16 protein-coding genes are annotated in these 20,796 nt (G+C 65.4%); 8 read left to right on the plus strand and 8 right to left on the minus strand.

Translation table 11 applies throughout. The features are described 5' to 3' along the window. Nucleotides 1-38 precede the first annotated feature (38 nt). The 3 genes from QYQ99_RS08940 to QYQ99_RS08950 all read right to left on the minus strand — a co-directional run bounded on the left by QYQ99_RS08940 (nucleotide 39) and on the right by QYQ99_RS08950 (nucleotide 3,467). The gene (locus QYQ99_RS08940) at nucleotides 39-476 is read right to left on the minus strand and encodes a hypothetical protein (RefSeq protein ID WP_302092315.1); all 438 of its coding nucleotides are present in this window, start codon (nucleotides 474-476) and stop codon (nucleotides 39-41) included. A gap of 205 nt (nucleotides 477-681) precedes the next feature. Next, nucleotides 682-1,173, minus strand: coding sequence for a DUF1854 domain-containing protein (locus QYQ99_RS08945; protein WP_302092316.1), 492 nt, complete (start codon nucleotides 1,171-1,173; stop codon nucleotides 682-684). Beyond that, nucleotides 1,170-3,467: an ABC transporter ATP-binding protein gene (locus tag QYQ99_RS08950; RefSeq protein WP_302092317.1), complete on the minus strand. Its 2,298-nt coding sequence runs from the start codon at nucleotides 3,465-3,467 to the stop codon at nucleotides 1,170-1,172. Before QYQ99_RS08950 ends, QYQ99_RS08945 begins: the two co-directional genes overlap by 4 nt. A gap of 225 nt (nucleotides 3,468-3,692) precedes the next feature. Here QYQ99_RS08950 and cphA (QYQ99_RS08955) point away from each other — a divergent pair, with 225 nt between their 5' ends. The 4 genes from cphA (QYQ99_RS08955) to QYQ99_RS08970 all read left to right on the plus strand — a co-directional run bounded on the left by cphA (QYQ99_RS08955) (nucleotide 3,693) and on the right by QYQ99_RS08970 (nucleotide 11,611). Then, nucleotides 3,693-5,873 (plus strand): cyanophycin synthetase, encoded by a 2,181-nt coding sequence (gene cphA / locus QYQ99_RS08955; RefSeq protein ID WP_302092318.1) that lies wholly within the window; start codon nucleotides 3,693-3,695, stop codon nucleotides 5,871-5,873. A gap of 95 nt (nucleotides 5,874-5,968) precedes the next feature. Beyond that, nucleotides 5,969-8,539, plus strand: a complete 2,571-nt coding sequence (gene cphA / locus QYQ99_RS08960) for a cyanophycin synthetase (protein ID WP_302092319.1) — start codon at nucleotides 5,969-5,971, stop codon at nucleotides 8,537-8,539. Between the two features lie 306 nt (nucleotides 8,540-8,845). After that, nucleotides 8,846-9,220: a DUF2946 family protein gene (locus tag QYQ99_RS08965; protein ID WP_302093142.1), complete on the plus strand. Its 375-nt coding sequence runs from the start codon at nucleotides 8,846-8,848 to the stop codon at nucleotides 9,218-9,220. Nucleotides 9,221-9,304: 84 nt separating this feature from the next. Then, nucleotides 9,305-11,611: a TonB-dependent receptor gene (locus tag QYQ99_RS08970; protein ID WP_302092320.1), complete on the plus strand. Its 2,307-nt coding sequence runs from the start codon at nucleotides 9,305-9,307 to the stop codon at nucleotides 11,609-11,611. An 11-nt stretch (nucleotides 11,612-11,622) separates the two neighbouring features. On the opposite strand, the gene QYQ99_RS08975 is transcribed toward QYQ99_RS08970, so the two are convergent. Beyond that, nucleotides 11,623-12,822 carry an MFS transporter gene (locus QYQ99_RS08975; protein WP_302092321.1) on the minus strand — a complete coding sequence of 400 codons (1,200 nt, stop codon included), beginning with the start codon at nucleotides 12,820-12,822 and terminating at the stop codon, nucleotides 11,623-11,625. Between the two features lie 274 nt (nucleotides 12,823-13,096). On the opposite strand from QYQ99_RS08975, the gene QYQ99_RS08980 reads away from it, so the two are divergent. Beyond that, a complete protein-coding gene (locus tag QYQ99_RS08980; protein ID WP_302092322.1) occupies nucleotides 13,097-13,597 on the plus strand; it encodes a CreA family protein in 501 nt (166 codons plus the stop codon). A gap of 70 nt (nucleotides 13,598-13,667) precedes the next feature. Here QYQ99_RS08980 and QYQ99_RS08985 read toward each other — a convergent pair whose 3' ends face one another. Then, nucleotides 13,668-13,889 carry a hypothetical protein gene (locus tag QYQ99_RS08985; protein ID WP_003058848.1) on the minus strand — a complete coding sequence of 74 codons (222 nt, stop codon included), beginning with the start codon at nucleotides 13,887-13,889 and terminating at the stop codon, nucleotides 13,668-13,670. A 139-nt stretch (nucleotides 13,890-14,028) separates the two neighbouring features. Beyond that, nucleotides 14,029-14,973, minus strand: coding sequence for a LysR family transcriptional regulator (locus QYQ99_RS08990; RefSeq protein WP_302092323.1), 945 nt, complete (start codon nucleotides 14,971-14,973; stop codon nucleotides 14,029-14,031). Between the two features lie 216 nt (nucleotides 14,974-15,189). On the opposite strand from QYQ99_RS08990, the gene QYQ99_RS08995 reads away from it, so the two are divergent. The 3 genes from QYQ99_RS08995 (at nucleotide 15,190) to QYQ99_RS09005 (ending at nucleotide 18,941) form a co-directional block, all read left to right on the plus strand. Next, entirely contained in the window at nucleotides 15,190-16,278 is a 1,089-nt protein-coding gene (locus tag QYQ99_RS08995; RefSeq protein WP_302092324.1) for a YeiH family protein, read from the plus strand. A 180-nt stretch (nucleotides 16,279-16,458) separates the two neighbouring features. Then, nucleotides 16,459-16,950 carry a MarR family winged helix-turn-helix transcriptional regulator gene (locus tag QYQ99_RS09000; protein ID WP_302092325.1) on the plus strand — a complete coding sequence of 164 codons (492 nt, stop codon included), beginning with the start codon at nucleotides 16,459-16,461 and terminating at the stop codon, nucleotides 16,948-16,950. Further along, complete coding sequence (locus QYQ99_RS09005; RefSeq protein ID WP_302092326.1) at nucleotides 16,947-18,941, plus strand: FUSC family protein; 1,995 nt, start codon at nucleotides 16,947-16,949, stop codon at nucleotides 18,939-18,941. The genes QYQ99_RS09000 and QYQ99_RS09005 overlap by 4 nt, the downstream gene beginning before the upstream one ends. A 5-nt stretch (nucleotides 18,942-18,946) precedes the next feature. On the opposite strand, the gene QYQ99_RS09010 is transcribed toward QYQ99_RS09005, so the two are convergent. Continuing rightward, nucleotides 18,947-19,702, minus strand: coding sequence for an ABC transporter ATP-binding protein (locus tag QYQ99_RS09010; protein ID WP_302092327.1), 756 nt, complete (start codon nucleotides 19,700-19,702; stop codon nucleotides 18,947-18,949). Beyond that, a complete protein-coding gene (locus QYQ99_RS09015) occupies nucleotides 19,702-20,703 on the minus strand; it encodes a FecCD family ABC transporter permease (RefSeq protein ID WP_302093143.1) in 1,002 nt (333 codons plus the stop codon). The genes QYQ99_RS09010 and QYQ99_RS09015 overlap by 1 nt, the downstream gene beginning before the upstream one ends. Nucleotides 20,704-20,796: the final 93 nt, after the last annotated feature.

Below are 20,796 nucleotides of genomic sequence, written 5' to 3' on the forward strand. Positions count from 1 at the left end.
ATCAAGCGCAATCAGCTCTCAAAATCAAAGCAACCGCCTTACTTAGCGTTGCCGCTGCGCTTGACCCGGGGCTCGGAATAAGTCAGCGGCTCATTGCGCGCGTGCTGCTTGCTCTGCAGCAGATCTTCCGACTTGCTGGTTTCCTGCGCCTGCTCCACCGCCTGGGCGCTGGCGCGCCACATGGACTGGATGAACTCGATCAACTGCTTGGAGATGGGCTCCTTGGGCGGCTCCTCCACCTCTTCCTTTTGCTTGACCTCCTCGGCCAGCGTCCAGTCGCGGTTCTCGGTATCGGGAGCCGATGGCTTCTCGGGTTCGCGTACCGTGCGGCCCTCGCCGATCTTGTCAACCGACTCTGTGGCATTCACCGCATTCACGGGGCGCACCGGCGCGGCGCCAGAGGCGCCTGTGGAATACAAATCAGCCCCCTGGGTACGCCAGGGCGTCTGTGTCCGGTCTAGAGGTGGAATTTGCATGGCTTGGCCCTCGGCAGTAAAAAGGTGCAGGCGGAAAATCAGCTATCTCGCCCTGTTATCGGCCACGCTTGAGAAAACTGTAGGATTATTTTCAATCCTATTTTGATAGCTATTAGCCTATATATATCAAGCGCCGTTGCGCAATTTGATACAAAAAAGGGCCTCGCATTCGTGCGAGACCCTCGAAAACGTTGCCCTGCGCGGCTTACAGAAAGCGCTCCAGCAGCTTGCGCGAATGCCTGTCCAGCTTGCTGCTGTCGGGAATCCGGTACTGCACGCCATCCTGGCCCGTGATCTGCAGCCGGGTGCGACCGGCCAGCTTGCGGATGTCTTCCTCGGCCTTGAGCACCATCTGCGTCGGGCCGCGATCCGTCTGCAGGTCCCAGGTGCTGGGGGTGGAAAAACTGGAGACATTGAGGATGCGTTCGATGGTCGGCACAAACTCGCGCACAGCCAGGTCCTGCTCGATCAGCTGGCGATGCTCGGGCTGCAGGTCGGCCATGCGGGCCACCCACAGCGCTTCCTTGCCATCGGCCGCGATCAGCGACAGCCCTTCGGTGGGAGCCGCGATGGGGAATGCGCGCACGGGAACCACCGCTTCGTAGACCAGGCCGTTGCCCAGGGTCAGCACCAGACGGCCATGGGCATTGCGCACCAGCTGCATGCCGTTCAGATTGGATTGGGGAGCTTCGATCATTGGGGTTCCTTGGTCTGCAGCTTCAGGCCGGCCGCTTGCGCATCCTCTTCGGCACGGCGCGCCTGCGCGTCGTACAGACGGAAGTAATGGCCCTTGAGGTCCATCAGCTCGTCGTGCGGGCCCACTTCGACGATCTCGCCACGATCCATGACCACCAGACGGTCGGCCTTGCGCAAGGTGGACAGACGGTGGGCAATGGCGATCGTGGTGCGCCCCTGGACCAGATTGTCCAGTGCCTTCTGGATTTCCTTTTCGGTCTCGGTATCCACCGCCGAAGTGGCTTCGTCGAGGATCAGGATGCGCGGATCGATCAGCAGCGCACGCGCGATGGAGATGCGCTGGCGCTCGCCGCCCGAAAGGCCCTGGCCGCGCTCGCCGACCAGGGAGTCATAGCCATGAGGCAGGCGCAGGATGAACTCGTGGGCATGGGCGGCACGTGCTGCGGCCACGATTTCCTCGCGCGTGGCGTCGGGCTTGCCGTAGGCGATGTTCTCGGCGATCGTGCCGAAGAACAAAAAGGGCTCCTGCAGCACCAGGCCGATATTGCTGCGGTAGTCGGACACGGACATGCGGCGCACGTCCACGCCGTCGAGCTGGATGGAGCCCTCGGAGACGTCGTAGAACCGGCAGATCAGATTGACCAGGGTGCTCTTGCCCGAGCCGCTGTGGCCGACCAGTCCGATCATCTCGCCGGGCTTGATCTCAAGGTTCAGATGCTTGATGACGGCGCGGCTGCCGTAGCGAAAGCCCACATCCTCCATGGTGATGGCGCCCTTGGCCTTGCCGGGCAGCTTCACGGGGTTGCTGGGCTCGGGCACATTGCTGACATGGTCGAGGATGTCGAAGATGCGCTTGGCACCGGCCGCCGCCTTCTGCGTGACCGAGACAATGCGGCTCATCGAATCCAGGCGGGTATAGAAGCGGCCGATATAGGCGATGAAGGCCGTCAGCACACCGACAGTGATGGAGCCGCCGGCCACCAGATAGATGCCGAAGCCCCAGACCACCAGAATGCCGACCTCGGTCAGCAGCGTCACCGTGGGAGTGAACAGCGACCAGGTCTTGTTGACCTTGTCGTTGGCCTGCAGATTGATCAGGTTGGCGTCGGCAAAGCGGTCGGCTTCACGCTTTTCCTGGGCGAAGGCCTTGACCACGCGGATGCCGGGAATGGTGTCGGCCAGCACATTGGTCACCTCGGACCAGACGCGGTCTATCTTCTCGAAGCCCGTGCGCAGACGGTCGCGCACGGTATGGATCATCCAGGCGATGAAGGGCAGCGGCACCAGTGTGACCAGCGCCAGCCAGGGGTTGATGGAGAACAGGATGGCCGATGTCATCACGATCATCAGCACATCGGTCGCAAAATCTAGTGCGTTGAGCGACAGAAACAGATTGATGCGATCGGTTTCAGCACCGATACGCGCCATCAGATCCCCCGTACGCTTGCTGCCGTAGTAATCCACCGACAGATTCAGCAAGTGGTTGTAAGTGGTGGTGCGCAGATTGGAGCCTATGCGCTCGGACACCTTGGCCAGCACGAAAGTACGTCCCCAGCCCAATGCCCAGGCCAGCAGCGCCGACAGCAGCAGCATGCCCAGATAGAAGAAAACGAGATCCTGGTCGATTTTTTCACCGTTCTGGAACGGAATCAGGATCTTGTCCATCAGCGGGATGGTCAGATAAGGTGCCACCAACTGGGCCGCCGTGGTGGCCAGGGTCAGCAAGAAGCCCAGCAGCAGCTGGCCCTGATAGGGCTTGGCAAAACGCCACAGGCGCAGCAGCACCCAGGTCGAGGTCTGGGGTGCCTGCTGGCGTGCGCAGGCCGGGCATTCTTCGGTATCGGGCGGCAGCACCGAGTGGCAGACCGGGCAATGCGCCACATTCTCTTCGTTGACCGGGCTGTAGGCCTCCTGACGGGCGATGCGCTCGCGCTGGCGGTCGAACTGCTGCATCAGCTGCAGCATGGCAGTCTGGTGCTTCAGAGTGATGAGCCAGTGCGCCAGGCGCTCACGAGGGTCATGCAGCTCCAGATTGCCCACACCGCCATGATCCTGCAGGCGCAGGCTTTGATCTACCGCCAGGGCCCATTCACGCCACTGCTGGGTCTTGGGATCGCAGGCCAGCAGACGCTCCTGCGTCAGGGCCAGCAGGCCGCTACCGAACTGCAAATCCGCACTCAGGTCAACCGGGACGACGGCTAATACGTTTTCATGTTCAGCGAGTCTGACTCGCAGCTCGCCCCCCAGGGGGCCGGCAAAGACTGCCGAGGCGTCCACAGTATGGTGATGTTGCATGTTGAGTTATTTTTCTCCGCCGATGGCGGCTCCAAGAGTCATGCGGGCAACCGCATCGGCATGGTAAATATGGCTGCGCCTGACGTCCGATACACCCTGGTTAACGCGCGAACCTGCATTTAGGCTGACAAGCTTCACAATGCAGATTCTGGGCGCACAATGCCAACCTATCAGGGGCAGGAGTTTAAGAAAACCTGCTCTCCTCATTCCTATCCGCTGATCAACATGGCGAAATTCAACGACATCCAACTCTTGCGCACAACTTTCCTGCGTGGCCCCAGTGTCTGGACCTACCGCCCGGTACTGGAGGTCTGGCTGGATCTGGGAGAGCTGGAAGACTATCCGTCCAACAAGATTCCCGGCCTCAACGAGCGCCTGACCAGTTGGCTGCCCGACCTGATCGAGCACACCTGTGGCGTCGGCGAGCGCGGTGGCTTCATCCAGCGCCTGGAAGGCGGCACCTGGATGGGTCATGTGTTGGAGCATGTCATCATCGAGCTGCTGAACCTGGCCGGCATGCCCGCCGAGTTCGGTCAGACCCGCGAAATTTCCAGGCGCGGCGTGTACCGCATGGTGTTCCGCTGCCCCGAAGAGGCCGTGGCCCGCGTGGCGCTGGAATACGGGCACAAGCTGCTGATGGCGGCCATCAATGACGAGCCGTTCGACATCAAGCCCGCCGTGCATGCCATCAAGACGGCCATCAACGACCGCTACCTGGGCCCCTCGACCGGCTGCATCGTCGATGCCGCCAGCGAGCGCCGCATCCCCCATATCCGCCTGAATGACGGCAATCTGGTGCAGCTCGGTTATGGCGCGGCGCAGCGCCGCATCTGGACGGCAGAGTCCGACCAGACCAGCGCCATCGCCGAAGGCATTGCCCAGGACAAGGATTTCACCAAGCGCCTGCTGGCCGCCTGCGGCGTGCCCGTGCCCGAAGGCCAGGTCGTGGCATCGCCCGAAGAGGCCTGGGAAGTGGCGCAGGACATCGGCTTTCCCGTGACCGTCAAGCCCTCGGACGGCAACCATGCCCGTGGCGTGACCCTGGAGCTGTCCAAGGAAGCGGACATCAAGGCCGCGTTTGCACTGGCGCAGCCCGAAGGCTCGGACGTGATCGTCGAAAAATTCATCGACGGCGTGGAGCACCGCCTGCTGGTCGTGGGTGGCAAGGTGGTGGCAGCGACCAAGGGCGAGACGGTTTCCGTCTACGGCAACGGCAATGCCACGCTGCGCGAGCTGGTGGAAGTGTTGAACCAGGACCCGCGCCGCGGCCCCGAGCAGGAATACCCGCTGGACTGGATCAATCTGGAAGCCGGTGCCGTCAAGCTGGAGCTCAACCGCCAGCATGTGACGCCCGACAGCGTGATTCCCCAGGGCCAGAGCGTGCTGCTGCAGCGCAACGGCAATATGGCCATCGACTGCCTGGACGACGTGCACCCCGACGTGGCTTACTACGCCGTGCTGGCCGCCAAGATCGTCGGCCTGGACATTGCCGGCATGGACATGATCCTCAAGGATGTCTCCAAGCCCATGCAGGGCCAGGGAGCGATCCTGGAAGTCAACGCCGGCCCCGGCCTGCTGATGCACCTCAAGCCCACCAGCGGCGCACCGCGCCCCGTGGGCATGGCCATTGCCGACCATCTCTTCCCCCGCGAAGACGGTGCCGGCGCCGGTCGCATCCCCGTGGTCGGCATTGTGGGCACACGCAACAACGCCTTCATCTCGCGCCTGGTCGGCTGGCTGCTGCAGCTGTCGGGCAAGCTGACCGGCGTGGCCAGCGGCGAAGGCATGTTCCTCGCCAATCGCCAGACACAAAAGACCAATACCGCCAACTGGGCAGGCGCCCATCGCCTGCTGACCAACCGTCTGGCCGAAGCCGCCGTCATCCAGACCACGGCCCGCTCCATTCTGGAAGAAGGTCTGGCCTATGACCGTTGCCTGGTCGGTGTGGTCACCGACATGGACGGCTACGAGCAACTGGCCGATCACGATGTGCTGGAGCCCGGCCAGATGCGCCGCGTGATGCGCACCCAGATCGACGTGGTGCTGGACGAAGGTGCGGGCGTGCTCAACGCCGACCTGCCCGAAGTGGCCGATCTGGCCGAGCTCTGCGACGGCGAAGTCATTCTCTACGCCACCGGCGCCGACAATGAATTTGTCGCGACCCACCGCGCCAATACCGAAGCCCGGCATGAAGGCGGCCGCGCCGTCTTCATCAAGGGCAGCAGCGTGGTGCTGGCCACCGGCACCCAGGAACGCGTGCTGGGCACGCTGCAAGCACTGTCCCTGGCCGGCGGCAAGCGCCCCGACACCAGCGCGCTGCTGGCTGCGATTGCCACCGCCTGGGCCCTGGACATCACGCCCGAGCTGATCGGCGCCGGCATCAAGACCTTTGAATACCAGGCCTGATTGCCTCATAAACGCTTCAACAGATATAGCTGCTGACGCTTATCAGATAAGCGTCAAACCAAGAAATAGCTTGAAATCCAGCTGAAAGAAACACTATGCAGATCACTCGCACCCGAGCCTTGCGCGGCCCCAACCTCTGGACCCGCAGCACCGCCATCGAAGCCATCGTGCACTGCGAAGACAGCGAGCTGTTGTACACGGCCATGCCCGGCTTTGAAGAAAAGCTGCGTGCGCGTTTCCCCACCATCGGTACGCTGCAGCCGCATGGCGCAGACCAGCGCCTGTCGCTGGCCCATGTGCTGGAAGTTGCCGCCCTGTCGCTGCAGGCCCAGGCGGGCTGCCCCGTCACCTTCAGCCGCACCCATGAGACCGTGGATCACGGCACCTTCCAGGTGGTGGTCGAGTACACCGAGGAGTCCGTGGGCAAGCTGGCCATGGAGCGCGCCGAGGCCCTGATTCAGGCCACATTGAACGACACCCCCTTCGATGCCGACGCAACGATTGCCGAGCTGCGCGAGCTCGACGAGGACGACCGTATCGGCCCCTCGACCGGCGCCATCGTCGATGCCGCCGTAGCGCGCGGCATTCCCTTCCGTCGCCTGACCACCGGCTCGCTGGTACAGCTGGGCTGGGGCTCGCGCGCCCGCCGTTTTCAGGCCGCCGAGCTGGACTCCACCAGCGCCGTGGCCGAATCCATTGCGCAGGACAAGGATCTGACCAAGCGCCTGCTGCATGCAGCCGGCGTGCCCGTGCCCATGGGCCGCCCCGTCACCGACGTGGAAGACGCCTGGGCCGTGGCCCAGGAAGTGGGACTGCCCGTGGTGGTCAAACCCCAGGACGGCAACCAGGGCAAGGGCGTGGTGGTGAACATCACCACCCGCGAAGGTCTGGAAGCCGCCTTCAAGACCGCCAGCGAGTTTGGCGACGAGATCCTCGTCGAGCGCTTTTTGCCCGGCCATGACTTCCGCATGCTGGTCGTCGGCGGCCAGTTGGTGGCAGCCGCCCGCCGCGAGCCGCCCCAGGTACTGGGCGACGGCCAGCACACCATCCGCGAGCTGGTGAACATCGTCAACCAGGACCCCCGCCGAGGCTCCGGCCACGGCACGGCATTGACCAAGGTGCGCCTGGACGATATCGCCATCGCCCGCATTGCCAGCGAAGGCCTGACGCCTGACAGCGTGCCCGCCCAGGGTCAGCGCGTGGTGCTGCGCAACAACGCCAATCTGTCCACCGGCGGCAGCGCCACCGACGTGACCGATGATGTGCATCCCGAAATCGCCGCCCGCGCCATCGAGGCCGCACAGACCATCGGCCTGCATATCTGCGGTGTGGACGTGGTCTGCGAAACCATGCTCAAGCCCCTGGAAGAGCAAAGCGGCGGCATTGTCGAAGTCAACGCCGCTCCCGGCCTGCGCATGCACCTGGCGCCCTCCTTCGGCCGTCCCCGCAATGTGGGCGTTCCCATGGTGGACGAGCTGTTCGCGCCCGGCGACGACGGCCGCATCCCCCTGGTCGCCGTCACCGGCACCAATGGCAAGACCACGACCACGCGCGTGATCGCCCATCTGTTCACCTCGCATGGCTGGCGCACCGCCATGACCAACACCGATGGCGTGTATGTCAACGGTCGCCAGATCGACAGCGGCGACTGCTCCGGCCCCAAGAGTGCGCGCAACGCCCTGGCCCACCCCGAGACCGATGCGGCCGTGCTGGAATGCGCACGCGGCGGCATCTTGCGTGAAGGCCTGGGCTTTGACCGCTGCCAGGTCGCCGTGGTCACCAATGTGGGCGAAGGCGACCACCTGGGTCTGAACTTCATCACCACCAAGGAAGATGTCGGCGTTCTCAAGCGCGTCATCGTGCAGAACGTGGCCCCCACGGGCTATGCCGTGCTCAACGCCGCCGACCCGCTGGTTGCGGCCATGGCCCATGTCTGCCCCGGCAAGGTCATCTTCTTTGCCGCTGACCGCCACCACCCCGTCATGGCCACACACCGTGCCCAGGGCAGCCGCGTGGTCTATGTCGATGGCGACGCCATCGTGGCCGCGGAAGGCTCCTGGCGCGAGAGCATCGCGCTGCGCGACATTCCGCTGACCCGCAACGGCACCATCACCTTCCAGGTGGAAAACGTCATGGCCTCCATCGGCGCCGCCTGGGCCGCAGGCCTGCCCTGGCAGACCATCCGCCGCGGTCTGGCCGGCTTCCTCAACGACAGCGACAATGCCCCTGCCCGCTTCAATGTGATGGATTACAAGGGCGCCACCATCATTGCCGACTACGGCCACAACCCCGACGCCATTCGCGCGCTATCCCAGGCCGTGGAAGCCATGCCCGCCAAGCGCCGCAGCGTGGTGATCTCGGGCGCCGGCGACCGCCGCGACCAGGACATCACCGAACAGACCCAGATTCTGGGCAAGGTGTTCGACGATGTGGTGCTCTATCAGGACGCCTGCCAACGTGGCCGCGTGGATGGCGAAGTGCTGGCCCTGCTGAAAAAGGGCCTGGAAGGCGCGCCGCGCACCAGCTACAGCACCGAGATCCATGGCGAGTTCCTCGCCATCGACCACGCACTGGAGCGCCTGCAGCCCGGCGACCTGTGCCTGGTGCTGGTGGACCAGGTGGAAGAAGCTCTGGAGCACCTGCGCAAACACGTTGCAGGGCAGTAACCCCATAACAGCCCCCCTGAGGCGCTGACGCGCCTTCCCCCTCACGAGGGGGACGACAGCCTCGCTGGGGCAGCCCTTGCTGGGGCAGCCCTCGCTGCGCGGCGGCGGGGCCGCCCAGGCCCTTGCTTGCTGTCACTGGCCTGGAGTGCGCCAGTTTTCAGTTTTTCAAACCCGGCCTTGCGCAGGGTTTTGTCTTTGAAGTCACAGCACTTTGCACCGGCCACAGGGGCTGCGCGGCGGTTTTCACGCATGGTCTGAGCCGGCAGACGCCGTATGATGCGAACGCATATCCGCACCGACCGACCCATGACCTTGCAACCGCTTCGCCGCATAGCCACCTGCCTGCTGGGCCGGTGCGTGCTGGCATGGCTGGCACTGTCCATGGGGGTCGCGGCTGCCGCGCCGCTGATCCAGTCTCAGGGGTTTGAGCTGATCTGCACCAGCACCGGCGCGGTCAAGCTGATCGTCAAGGGCGAAGACGGCAGCAGCGTTCTGGGTGCGGGTCACCTCGATTGCCCCATGTGCCTGCCCCATGCAGCACTGCCTCCGCCCGCGCTGCAACTGCCGCCCCCTACCGAGTCACCGCTGTGGCATGCGCTGCTGCCCGTGCAGCGGGCGCGCATCGCCTCGCTCACCGCTGCTCCCCTGCCCGCGCGCGGGCCGCCTCCCGCTTACCTCTGAACCATTTCGGGCTCTAGCGCAGTTCTGATCTGCGCTGGCCGCTATCAGATTCATAGGGACAACCACGTCCCAAGGTAAGCATTCATGAAACAGATTTTTCTGCCACTGGTGGTCAGTGGTATTGCATGGCCGTGCCTGGCCCAGACCTCGACCGATTCCGCTGACCTGCCCGAGCGCTCCAAGACCCTGGGCGTGGTCACCGTCAACGGCGGCCAGCCCAGCTCGCTGCCCACGCAGATTCCGACCACCATCGAAGGCATCACGCGCGAGGAGATCGAGACCCGCATCAATGCCACCGACAGCGAGGATGCGCTCAAATATCTGCCCAGCCTGCTGGTGCGCAAGCGCTATATCGGCGACTACAACCACGCCATCCTCTCCACGCGGGCTTCGGGCACGGGCAATAGCGCGCGCTCGGCCGTCTATGCCGACGGCATTCTGCTGTCCAACTATCTGGGCAATGGCATTGCCAACGGCAGCAACTATGCGCCGCGCTGGGGCCTGGTGACGCCCGAGGAGATCGAACGCGTCGATGTCATGTACGGCCCGTTCTCGGCCGCCTACCCCGGCAACTCCGCCGGTGCCGTGGTGGACTATGTGACGCGCATGCCCGACAAGCTCGAAGCCCATGTGGCCGCTGGCTATGCCCACCAGAGCGCCGACGTGCTGGGCAGCAGCGGCCAATACCGCAGCTGGAATACCAGCGCCTCCATCGGCAGCAGAAGCGCAGGCTGGTCGTACTGGATCAACCTCAGCCGCAGCGACAGCCAGGGCCAGCCCATGACCTTCCCCACCGTGCTGCAGTCCGCCGGCGTGGCAGGCGGTGCCGGCACGCCCGTGACCGGGGCGATTGCCGGGCTCAACACCACCAACCAGCCCTGGTACATCCTGGGCGCGGGCACGCAGTACCGCACCCGGCAGGATCACGCCAAGATCAAGCTGGCCTATGACATCACGCCCACGCTGCGCGCCAGCTACACGCTGGGCTGGTGGCAGAACAGCGCCCAGGGCAGCTCCGAGACCTATCTGCGCGGACCCAATGGCCAGCCGGTCTACAGCGGCAACATCAATATCGACGGCAAAACCTACAAGCTGGCCGACACCGCCTTCGGCCTGAGCCAGGACCAGCAGACCCACACCATGCACGGGGTCTCGCTCAAAAGCCATACGCAGGGCGAGTTTGACTGGGAGCTCAGCGCCAGCCTGTACGACTACGGCAAGGATCAGCAGCGAGTTCCCACCGTGGCCCAGCCTGCCGCCAATCTGGGCGGCAAGGGCACGCTGCAGGACCAGGACGGCACGGGCTGGAACACACTGGCCGCCAAGGGCACATGGCGGCCGCAGGGAATGAAAGGTGCACATATCGTGGACTTCGGCCTGGGCCGCGACGCCTACAGGCTGAACATCAGCAAATACAACGTGCTCGGCGACTGGCAGTCCGGCCCGGCCAACGCGCAATCGGTCGTCAGCCAGGTCGGCGGCAGGGCCGAGACCCGCTACGCCTGGGCACAGGACAGCTGGCAGCTGGCCAGGGACTGGAAGGCCGTGCTGGGCCTGCGCTGGGAGGACTGGACGGCCAGCCAGGGCCACACCGCCACGGCCAGCAGTCAGCTGGACTACGCCCAGCGCAGCGAATCGCATTTCTCGCCCAAGGCGGCACTGGCTTATCAGCTGGCCCGCAACACCACGCTCAAGGCATCGCTGGGCCGGGCCGTGCGCTTTCCCACCGTGGGCGAGCTGTATGGCGCGACCTCGGGCGGGGCGCTGTCCTTCATCAACGACCCGAATTTGAAACCCGAAAAGTCCTGGACGGGCGAGCTGACGGCCGAGCAGGATCTGGGCAGTGGTTTGCTGCGCGCGACCTGGTTCCATGAGCGCACGCGCGATGCGCTCTACAGCCAGCTGATTGCCGGCACCACCGTCTCTGCGGTGCAGAACGTGGATCAGGTCAGGACCTCGGGGCTGGAGCTGGCTTACTCGGCGCAGTCGGTGTGGATTCGCGGGCTGGACCTGGGCGGCAGCCTGACCTGGGCCAACTCGCGCATCACGGCCAATGCGGCCAACCCGGCCAGCGTCGGCAAATGGCAGCCCCGGGTGCCGCGCTGGCGCGCCACGGCCTGGGCCACCTACAAGCCCGACGAGCGTTGGGCCTTGACCGTGGCGGCGCGCTACAGCGGGCGCCAGTACTCGAATCTGGACAACAGCGACGTGCATGCCGACACCTATATGGGAGCCAGCCAGTATTTCAGCGTCGATCTGCGGGCACGCTATCAGATCGACAGACAGCTGTCGGCGGCCTTTGGCATAGACAACGCCAACAATGCCAAGTATTGGAACTTCCACCCCTATCCGCAGAGAACCTTTAGCGCCTCCCTGCGCTGGGATCTTTAAAGCCGCTGGCTCTAGACCAGACTGACAAGCCTGCCATGGGTCTTGCGCATCCTGAAAGTGCCCAGGCAGGCCAGCAGCGCCAGGGCCAGGCCCAGCACGCAGGCACCTTGCCAGCCGTCAATGCCCCAGGCGAGAGTCCCCAGGGCCGAGCCCGCCGCTGCGCCCGTGAAATAGCCCGTCATATAGACGGCATTCATGCGGCCGCGCGCTGCGGGCAGCAACTGGGCCACCGTGGCCTGGTTGGTGATGTTCAGGCATTGCAGGCCCAGATCGATCACCACCATGCCCAGCACAAACCAGCCCAGATGCGCTCCGCCCACCCACAGCAGAGGCCAGGACAGCAGCAGGGCCAGCGCCCCGATGGCGCAGCTCACGCGGCCCAGGCCCTTGTCCACCAGCCTCCCCGCCTGTGTGGCCACCAGGGCTCCTGCCGCGCCGGCCAGACCGATCAGGCCGATCTGCCCGTCATCCAGGCCCAGGGGGCCGCTGGACAACTGCAGCGCCATGGTCGAGAACAGCACGCTGACCGAGGCGAACGCCAGCGCGCTGACCAGGGTACGCTGGCGCAGACCCGGCTGGCTGCGCAGCAGATGCCACATGCTTCTGAGCACCTGTGGATAACTGACAGGACTGGGGTTGCGCGATGCCGGCAGCGCCTTCCACAGCCACAGCGCCACCACGGCCATCACCAGCGCAGCGCCCTGGTAGACGGCCTGCCAGCCCCAGGCCTCCGAGACCATGCCGGCCACGCTGCGGGCCAGCAAGATGCCCAGCAGCAGACCGCTCATCACCCAGCCCACCGCCCGCCCGCTTTGCCCCGGCTGGGCCAGTGCCGCCGCCATGGGCACCAGCACCTGGGCCGCAACCGAGAACAGACCGGCCATCAGCGTGCCCAGCAGGAACAGGTCGAACTGGCTCGCCAGGCCGCACAGCGCCTGCCCCAGGGCCGCCAGCAGCATCAGGCTCACGGCCAGGCCGCGGCGCTGCAGCTTGTCGCCCAGCGGAGCGAGCAGCAAAAGGCCTGCTGCATAGGCCACCTGGGCCAGCGTCACGCTGGTCGCGGCTGCCGACTCGCTGACCGAGAAATGAGAGGCAATCGAGTGCAGCAGTGGCTGATTGAAATAATTGCCGCCCGCGCACAGGCCACAGGCCAGTGCCATCAACAGCAGGGAGGAAGCGCTCAGACCGGGCGCAGAAACGTTCACCGACATAGATAACGGCCACATCCGGCGGATGCGGCACTTGCATGGAGCCACCGCCCAAGGGGCCGTCGCAGATCAAAGAGGGAGTTCGGAAGTCCGGCATGCGCTGTGTCATGCCTGTGGCGGCGTCTCAGCAGCCGGTGCCCGCCAGCAGGCCGGGGCAAACCGTGATGCAATACAGAAAGTTCTGCAGCAGCGGGTATTGTCCTAAGGCCGGCTGCCAATCCCTTGCCCAGGACTCAATGCCCTGTCAAAAAACAAGGGTTAACCCTTAATTCAACGTATGCGCACCACCATGAAATTGCTCTCTGCCGCTCTGGCCGTTGCGGCCGCCACCGTAGGAACCATGGCCTTTGTCGGCATGAGCCATGCCGAGCAGATCGGCTCCGTGGACACCGTCTTCAAGTGGATTGGCCCGGATCACAAGATCGTGGTCGATGCTTATGACGACCCCAAGGTGCCGGGCGTGACCTGCTATGTCTCGCGCGCCAAGACCGGCGGCATCAAGGGCGGCCTGGGCCTGGCCGAGGATCGCTCGGAGGCGTCGATCGCCTGCCAGGCCACGGGCAATATCCAGTTCCCCGCGCCGCTCAGGCAGCAGGAAGAAGTGTTCACCGAGCGCACCTCGCTGCTGTTCAAGCGCCTGCGTGTGGTGCGCATGGTGGATGCCAAGCGCAATGCCCTGATCTATATGACCTACTCGGACCGGGTGATCGAGGGCTCGCCCCAGAACAGCGTCACCGCCGTGGCCGTGCCGCAGGCAACGGCGATCCCGCTGAAATGAAAATCAGAGCAGGCTGCAGTTATGCAGCCTGCGTTTGAGGCAGTCTTCGCTCAAGGCCAGGTGCAGCGACTTACTGACTGAAGGTCAGGCCGCCCGCGTCCAGCGCCGGCGGACGCAGCAAATCCTCGTTCACGCCCATGGCCTGGCTGGCCCGCTCCACGGCCTGCCACAGTCCGGCAGGCATCTGCAAAATGGCCTCGGGGGACTGCGCATCGTCGATCCAGTGGCTGATCTGCAGATGCTGTTCATGAGTGAGCAGGTCCAGGTGCAGCATTTCATCGATAGTTTTCATGGTGTTCCTCCCTGCTTGTGGAAGCAGGCGCTGTGCAACCCGCGCCCGACTTGTCTATCCAATATAGGGGCAAAAACCGCCGCCGCAAGCAAAATCATTGTCAAGAAAACCATAGCTGCCTGCGACTGTCATTCAAGCGCTACAGCATGTCGGGCGCTTGGGCTGCGGACGCTGCAAGCGGCGGCGGCTCGCCGGCCTTGCAGGCATCGACAAAGGCCTGCAGCGCGGGCGAGCGGCGCTTGCCGGCGCGCTGCACCAAAGAGAAGTTGCGCCACATGCGCGGCAAGGTGGTGGGAAGAATCTCCAGCGCCCGCGCCTGCAGCTGTGACTGCACCAGCACGCGCGACAGACAGCTGATGCCCAGCCCCTGCTCGACACAGCGCGCAATCGCCTCGGAGCTGCCCAGCGTGGCGGTTGCAGGCAGCTGGTGCAGATGCGGCAGCAGCGCATGCTCGACCATCTCGCGCGTGCCCGAGCCCGCCTCGCGCAGCAGCCATGCCGCCTTGCGCAGCGCTGCCACGCCCAGCGGCTTGTTGCGCGCCTGCTCGGCCAGCGGGTCCTGCGGCGATGCCACGATGACCAGTTCGTCGCGCAGCCAGGGCTCGACCTCCAGCCCCTGCCAGTGGCTGCTGCCCTCGATCAGGCCCATGTCGACCTCCATGGCCAGCACGGCTTCGCCCACCTCCTGGGTATTGGCGATCTGCAGGTCCACGCGCACCAGCGGATGCGAGCGCGCCAGCCGCGCCAGCACTTCGGGCAGCGCATAGGTGCCGATGGTGGTGCTGGCCGCCACGCGCAGGCGCACCGGCATATTGGCCGCACGCGCGGAAAACGTCTGCTCTATGCCTCTTGCCTGCTCCAGCACGCCCAGGGCCTGGGGCAGCAGCGCGCGGCCTGCATCGTTGAGCACCAGGCGCTTGCCCACGCGCTCGAACAGCTGCACGCCCAGGCCTTGCTCCAGCTGCTGCAGCGCGGCACTGGTGGCCGACTGGGAAAGCGCTACGGCCTCTGCGGCCGCCACCGTGGTTCCGCTTTGGGCCACGGCGCAGAAGATCTCGAACTGACGCAAGGTGAGATGCAGCATGACGATGATTCGTATATTCGTATCGATGACAGCAGGCTAGCGCCGGCTCATCCCGCCCATGATTGAGTCGGATTGCAGGAGCCAGATAGCCCAATCTACCTGTTTTACAGGTTGATCTTACAAAAACTATTAGTTATACAAATATAACCAAGAAATCTAAAGTGACCTCCATGCCGGCAATCAGACCTGTTGTCTTGCCTGCTGCGAAAGGTCACGATGAACACTACAACACTGAAAAACTCCGCACCCTCGCAAGGCTGGATGCACAAGACCGGCGGGATGATCCCCGGCCTGCTGCTGGCGGGCGCCATCGCTGCCGTGGCCACCTGGGCCGCGCAGTTTCCGGTCATCAAGAACAACGGCCTGAGCGCGTTGACGCTGGCCATCATCATCGGTCTGCTGATCGGCAACACCGTCTATCCCGCCATCGCCAGCCAGTGTGCCAGCGGCATCGCCTTCACCAAGGCCCGCCTGCTGCGCACCGGCATCGTGCTCTACGGTCTGCGCCTGACCTTCCAGGACATCGGCCAGGTCGGCATGGCCGGCGTGGTGATCGATGCGCTGGTGCTGTCCAGCACCTTTTTGCTGGCGCAGTGGATAGGCCAGAAGCTGCTGGGCATGGACAAGCGAACCACCATGCTGGTGGGGGCCGGCGCCTCCATCTGCGGCGCTGCCGCCGTGCTGGCCACCGAACCCGTGGTCAAGGGCCGCGCAGAAGACGTGGCCGTGGCCGTGGCCACCGTGGTGGTGTTCGGCACCATCGGCACCTTTCTCTACCCGGCGCTGTTTCACTGGAATGCCGAGTACGGCTGGATAGACACCAGCATGCAGCAGTACGGCGTTTTCGTCGGCTCCACCGTGCATGAGGTGGCCCAGGTCGTGGCCGCCGGCGAAGCCATCGGCAGCCAGGCCGCAGACACGGCCGTGATCGCCAAGATGGTGCGCGTGATGATGCTGGCCCCCTTCCTGCTGGTGCTGTCCATGTGGCTGACACGCAGCGAGCGGGCCCTGGGTGTGAACAACGGCCAGCCCGCCAACCGGATCACCATTCCCTGGTTTGCCGTGGGCTTCGTGGCCATGGCCGGCGTCAACTCCCTGGGCGTGCTGCCCAAGGAAGTGGTCAGCGTCGGCATTCAACTCGACAACGCGCTGCTGGCCCTGGCCATGGCCGCTCTGGGCCTGACCACCCATATCCGCGCCGTGCGCGCTGCCGGCACCCGGCCGCTGATTCTGGCCCTGGCTTTGTTCGCCTGGCTGCTGGTCGCCGGACTGGTACTGAATCTCTGGATTCCGACACTGTTTTGATAGCGGCTTGCGCTTGACTGGATTAGAAATACAACATCTAAAGGTCTGAAACCCTTTGAAAGAGAGCGCTTGTAGCTCTCTTTTTTTATGCCGCAGAGAAACAGGGGAATACCCTATATATCAATGCAGACTCAATTAGTTTGAATTGCAAATTAATTGCAAAAGCATCAAAATTCGGCCATGTCTTTTGCCGATGCTCCCTCCCGCGACCGCCTGGGCTTTCTCATGGTCACCCTGACCCGCCAATGGCGGCGCTTTGTCGAAGAACAGCTGGCCGCCAGCGGCCTGACCGACGCCACCTGGACGCCGCTGTTGCACCTGCGCGCCTGGGGTGACGGCGTGACGCAAAAGGAACTGGCCGAGCGCGTGGGGCTGGACGGCTCCAGCCTGGTTCGCCTGCTGGACATTCTTGAGGGCAAGGGCTGGGTGGAGCGCCGTGCCGATGCGGCCGACCGCCGCAGCAAGCGCATCTTTCTCACTGCCGCAGGCAATAGCGCCGTGGACAGCATCCGCGCCACCATGCTCGAAGCCGAGCTCAGTCTGCTGCAGGACCTTGAGGACTCCGAGGTCGAAGCCATGCTGGGCGGCGTCAACAAGATTCGCGCCCGCATCGAGCAGATGCACGAGCAGCACTCGGCCCAAGCCCATTGCGGCACCGAGGAGCGCGCATGAGCGTGGCAGCCTACGACCGCCTGCTGGAGAGTGCTACGCGATGGGGCTTTGACAGCGCCCGCCTGCGCCAGCATCTGCGCACGGCTTTTGCCGCCTGCATTGCCGTGTTCGCCGCCTGGGCCCTGGGGCTGGAGCACCCGCAATGGGCAGGCATGACGGTCTGGGCCGCCTCCCAGCCGCTGCGCGGCCAACTGCTGGAGAAAAGCTTTTTCCGCACCACGGGCACGCTGGTCGGAACGGCTGCCGGCGTAGTGCTGGTGCTGGTGGCCAATGGCGATCTGCTCTGGCTGGTCACGGGACTGGCGGTGTGGATCGGCATTTGCGCGGGCATGGGCAATCTGCAGCGCAGCTTTGCCTCCTACGGCACCATGCTGGCCGGCTATTCGGCCTCCATGGTGGCTTTGCTGGACAACGGCAACCCTGCCCATGTCTACGCGCTGGGCTGGGATCGCCTGTTTACCGCCCTGACCGGCGTGGCCGCCGCCCTGGTCGTAGGCTGGCTGTTCACGCCCGTGAGCGCCGAAATACCCGGTGACGGCCGGGTGCGCCGGCTCTGCGCCCGTCTGCTGCGCGACATCGCCGACGCCGCCCAGGCCACGGCCAGCGGGCATAGCGCCCTCAGCCCCAGGGACCTGGCCGAGCGCCTTGTCGTGATGGCTGCCATCGAGGAAGGGTTGGACCCCCATGCCGCAGGCTCGCAGCGTTCGCGCCGCGCCGTGCGGGCGCTGCGCCGCCTGATCAATACCCAGATCTCGGCCCTGCTCTGGCTGCGCGACAGCGCGGGCAAGACCCTCACGGCCGAGTTCTCGCCCGACCACGCCCAAGCCATGACGGCTGCACTGAGGCAAGCTGCCAAGCTGCTGGAAACCCAGCCCGCACCGCTGGCCGCCATCGACGCCATTGCCACGGCCCGCAACGCCGCCGCAGGCTGGGGCCATGCCGAAGAGATTCTGGGCAATATCGGCCTGGCCCTGCAGGCCCACTTTGTGGCTGCCAGCGACCTGACTCTGCCAGCCCACCATCGCGCACGTCAGTTGCCCGTGGTCCTGCACAGCGACTGGGTGGGCGCGCGCCGGGCCATGCTGCGGGCATTCAGCTCCATTTTTCTGGTCGGCCTGATCTGGGTGGTCACCGGCTGGCATGGCGGCGCCTATATGTTGCTGGGCCTGTCGGTGATGATCACCGTGTTCTCCTCTTTCGAGAACCCGGCCTTCACCATGCGCTTTGTGATTCTGGGTCAGGCCATGGGCGCGGGCGTGGCGCTGGCCTGCCAGTGGTTTGCCTGGCCGTTTGCCAACAGCCAGTTGCAGATGGTGCTGATGATGCTGCCCTTTATCTTCCTTGGCGCCCTGCTGCTCAGCCACCGCCGCACCACGCTGTACGGCTTCGACTGCAATATGGTGATCCTGCTGGCACTGTCGCCGCATTTCCCCTATCAGCTCGATGTGGGCCACTCGCTGTCCATGGCTTTTGCCATCGTTACCGGCCCGCTGGCCGGCTGGGCGGCCTATCGCTTCATCCTGCCCGTCACCGCGCAAGGCAGGCTGGACGGCCTGCGCGCCATGATGGTCCATGAGCTGCAGGACATGGCCTCGGCCCCGGCGCACGCCCGAGACGTGCGCGTGTGGCGCGCCCGCCTCTACCACCGCCTGCTGCGCCTGGTGCGTGCCTGCGAAAAAGTCAGCGCCCCCGCCGTGCAGGACGCGGCCGACTGCGGCCTGGCCGCGCTGCGGGTGGGCAAGGCCGTGCTGATCCTGCACCAGTTGCAAGCGGATGTACTCCTGTCCGAAAGCACCTTGCGCGTTGTGCACAGCGCGCTGCAGAGACTGCAACAACTGCCCAGCGCTCCCGCCAGGGCCGTGCCGCTGCTGCAAGGCCTGGCCCGGCGCATACAGCAGCGCCAGCCAGAGCAGGCGCTGCAACTGCGACTCGCTGCCCAGGACATCTACGAGCATCCGGCCTTCTTTGCCTCCAGCGCCTCGTTGCGCTGATCACTTCAGCGGCCGCCCGATAGATGGGCGGCAATCGCCGCCTCGCTGACACCATAGAGCTCAGCCAGCGCTGCGGGCGCGGCCACGGCGCGCGGCTCGCCCACGCCCAGCAGTCGCCCATGGCCCAGCAGAGCGATCCGGCTGGCCACACGCAAGCCGTGCTCGGGCTGGTGGGTGGACAGCAGCATGGCCATGCCCTGGGCGCTCAGCGCCTCGATCTGCTCCAGCACGCGAATCTGGTTGCCGAAGTCCAGGCTGGCCGTGGGCTCGTCCATGACCAGCAGCGCCGGCTCCTGCGCCAGCGCGCGCGCAATCAGCACCAGTTGCCGCTCGCCGCCGCTGAGCTCCGTGTAGCGGCGTGCGGCCAGATGTGCGATCTGCAGCCGCTCCATGCAGGCCAGTGCCATGGCGCGGTCCGCGCCGCAGGGCCTGGCCAGCAGGGGCAGGCGCGCAGCGCGGCCCATGAGCACCATGTCCAGCGCCTCGAAGGCAAACACTCCGGCCTGTGCCTGGGGCACATAGCCGACGCGGCGCGCGAACTCCGCGCGCGGCCAGTGCTGCACCGGCTGGCCCTGCACCAGCACCCGCCCCGCCAGCGGCGGCAGCAGGCCCAGAACCGTTCGAAACAGCGTGGTCTTGCCGCAGCCGTTGGGGCCCAGCAGACAAAGCACCTCGCCGGTGGAAATGGACAGGTCCACCGATTCGCTGACCACACGGCGACCGTGGCCGGTGCGCAGCCCGAGCAAGTCCAGCACCGCCATCAGGCCTGTCCTTCACGGCGACCCGTGCGGGCCAGCAGATACAGAAAGAATGGTGCGCCAACCAGGGCCGTCAAAATGCCCAGCGGCAGCTCGATGCGCGCCATGGTGCGGGCCAACGTATCGGCCACCACCACAAAGCCCGCGCCCAGCAGGGCCGAGGCCGGCAGCAGGCGCACGAAATCGGGGCCGACCAGCAGGCGCGCCACATGCGGCACCACCAGCCCGACCCAGCCGATGATGCCGGCCAGCGACACGGCCGCCGCCGTGCCCAGCGTGGCGCAAACCACCAGCACCAGGCGCAGCCGCGCGACCGGCGCGCCCAGAGCCCGCGCTTCCTCATCGGGCAGAGCCAGCAGGTTGATGCGCCAGCGCAGCAGCAGCAAAGGCAGCAGGGCCGCCAGCATCACGGGAGCCGTGGCGGCCACTTCCTGCAGCGTCACGGCCGACAGGCCGCCCATGAGCCAGAAGGTGATGGACGGCAGTTGGGTGTTCGGGTCGGCCAGGGTCTTGATCAGGGCAATGCCGGCCCCCAGCAAGGCGCCCAGCGCAATACCGGCCAGCACCAGAACCAGCACCGGATCATGTCTGCGCACGCAGGCGCTGACGGCCACCACGACAGCCACGGCGACCAGCCCGCCGCCAAAGGCCAGCCATTGCACGGCGAACATCGACAGCCCCAGATAGATGGCGACCACGGCGCCCAGACCCGCGCCGGCCGACACGCCCAGAATATCGGGCGAGACCAGCGGGTTGCGAAACATGCCCTGGTAGGCCGCACCGGCCGCACCCAGCATCGCACCGACCGCCATGCCGGCTGCGATGCGAGGCAGCCTGATGTTCCAGAGCACGGTTTCGGCCGCTGGCGCCAGCGGCGAATCCGCCCCCATGGCCCGCGCCCATAGCGCTTCGGCCAGTTGTGCCGGCGCCAGCGCAAACTGGCCCGAGCCCAGCGCCCACAGCAGCACCAGAGCCAGCAAGAGCAGGGCCAGCCACCAACCCATGCCCGCACGCAGAGGGCCGCGCTGGCGACCATGCCCTGCGGCATTGCTCGATGCCGCGCTTTGCGGACTTGCCGCTTCCTTCGACCTTTGGGC

This window comes from Comamonas testosteroni (assembly GCF_030505195.1).
In the GTDB taxonomy this organism is placed as follows: domain Bacteria; phylum Pseudomonadota; class Gammaproteobacteria; order Burkholderiales; family Burkholderiaceae_C; genus Comamonas; species Comamonas testosteroni_G.

Excerpts from the sequence above, each read along its gene's own strand:
- QYQ99_RS08940 (WP_302092315.1), bottom strand. The coding sequence starts at position 476 with ATGCAAATTCCACCTCTAGACCGGACACAGACGCCCTGGCGTACCCAG.
- QYQ99_RS08945 (WP_302092316.1), bottom strand. The coding sequence starts at position 1,173 with ATGATCGAAGCTCCCCAATCCAATCTGAACGGCATGCAGCTGGTGCGC.
- QYQ99_RS08950 (WP_302092317.1), bottom strand. The coding sequence starts at position 3,467 with ATGCAACATCACCATACTGTGGACGCCTCGGCAGTCTTTGCCGGCCCC.
- cphA (WP_302092318.1), top strand. The coding sequence starts at position 3,693 with ATGGCGAAATTCAACGACATCCAACTCTTGCGCACAACTTTCCTGCGT.
- cphA (WP_302092319.1), top strand. The coding sequence starts at position 5,969 with ATGCAGATCACTCGCACCCGAGCCTTGCGCGGCCCCAACCTCTGGACC.
- QYQ99_RS08965 (WP_302093142.1), top strand. The coding sequence starts at position 8,846 with ATGACCTTGCAACCGCTTCGCCGCATAGCCACCTGCCTGCTGGGCCGG.
- QYQ99_RS08970 (WP_302092320.1), top strand. The coding sequence starts at position 9,305 with ATGAAACAGATTTTTCTGCCACTGGTGGTCAGTGGTATTGCATGGCCG.
- QYQ99_RS08975 (WP_302092321.1), bottom strand. The coding sequence starts at position 12,822 with ATGTCGGTGAACGTTTCTGCGCCCGGTCTGAGCGCTTCCTCCCTGCTG.
- QYQ99_RS08980 (WP_302092322.1), top strand. The coding sequence starts at position 13,097 with ATGCGCACCACCATGAAATTGCTCTCTGCCGCTCTGGCCGTTGCGGCC.
- QYQ99_RS08985 (WP_003058848.1), bottom strand. The coding sequence starts at position 13,889 with ATGAAAACTATCGATGAAATGCTGCACCTGGACCTGCTCACTCATGAA.
- QYQ99_RS08990 (WP_302092323.1), bottom strand. The coding sequence starts at position 14,973 with ATGCTGCATCTCACCTTGCGTCAGTTCGAGATCTTCTGCGCCGTGGCC.
- QYQ99_RS08995 (WP_302092324.1), top strand. The coding sequence starts at position 15,190 with ATGAACACTACAACACTGAAAAACTCCGCACCCTCGCAAGGCTGGATG.
- QYQ99_RS09000 (WP_302092325.1), top strand. The coding sequence starts at position 16,459 with ATGTCTTTTGCCGATGCTCCCTCCCGCGACCGCCTGGGCTTTCTCATG.
- QYQ99_RS09005 (WP_302092326.1), top strand. The coding sequence starts at position 16,947 with ATGAGCGTGGCAGCCTACGACCGCCTGCTGGAGAGTGCTACGCGATGG.
- QYQ99_RS09010 (WP_302092327.1), bottom strand. The coding sequence starts at position 19,702 with ATGGCGGTGCTGGACTTGCTCGGGCTGCGCACCGGCCACGGTCGCCGT.
- QYQ99_RS09015 (WP_302093143.1), bottom strand. The coding sequence starts at position 20,703 with ATGGGTTGGTGGCTGGCCCTGCTCTTGCTGGCTCTGGTGCTGCTGTGG.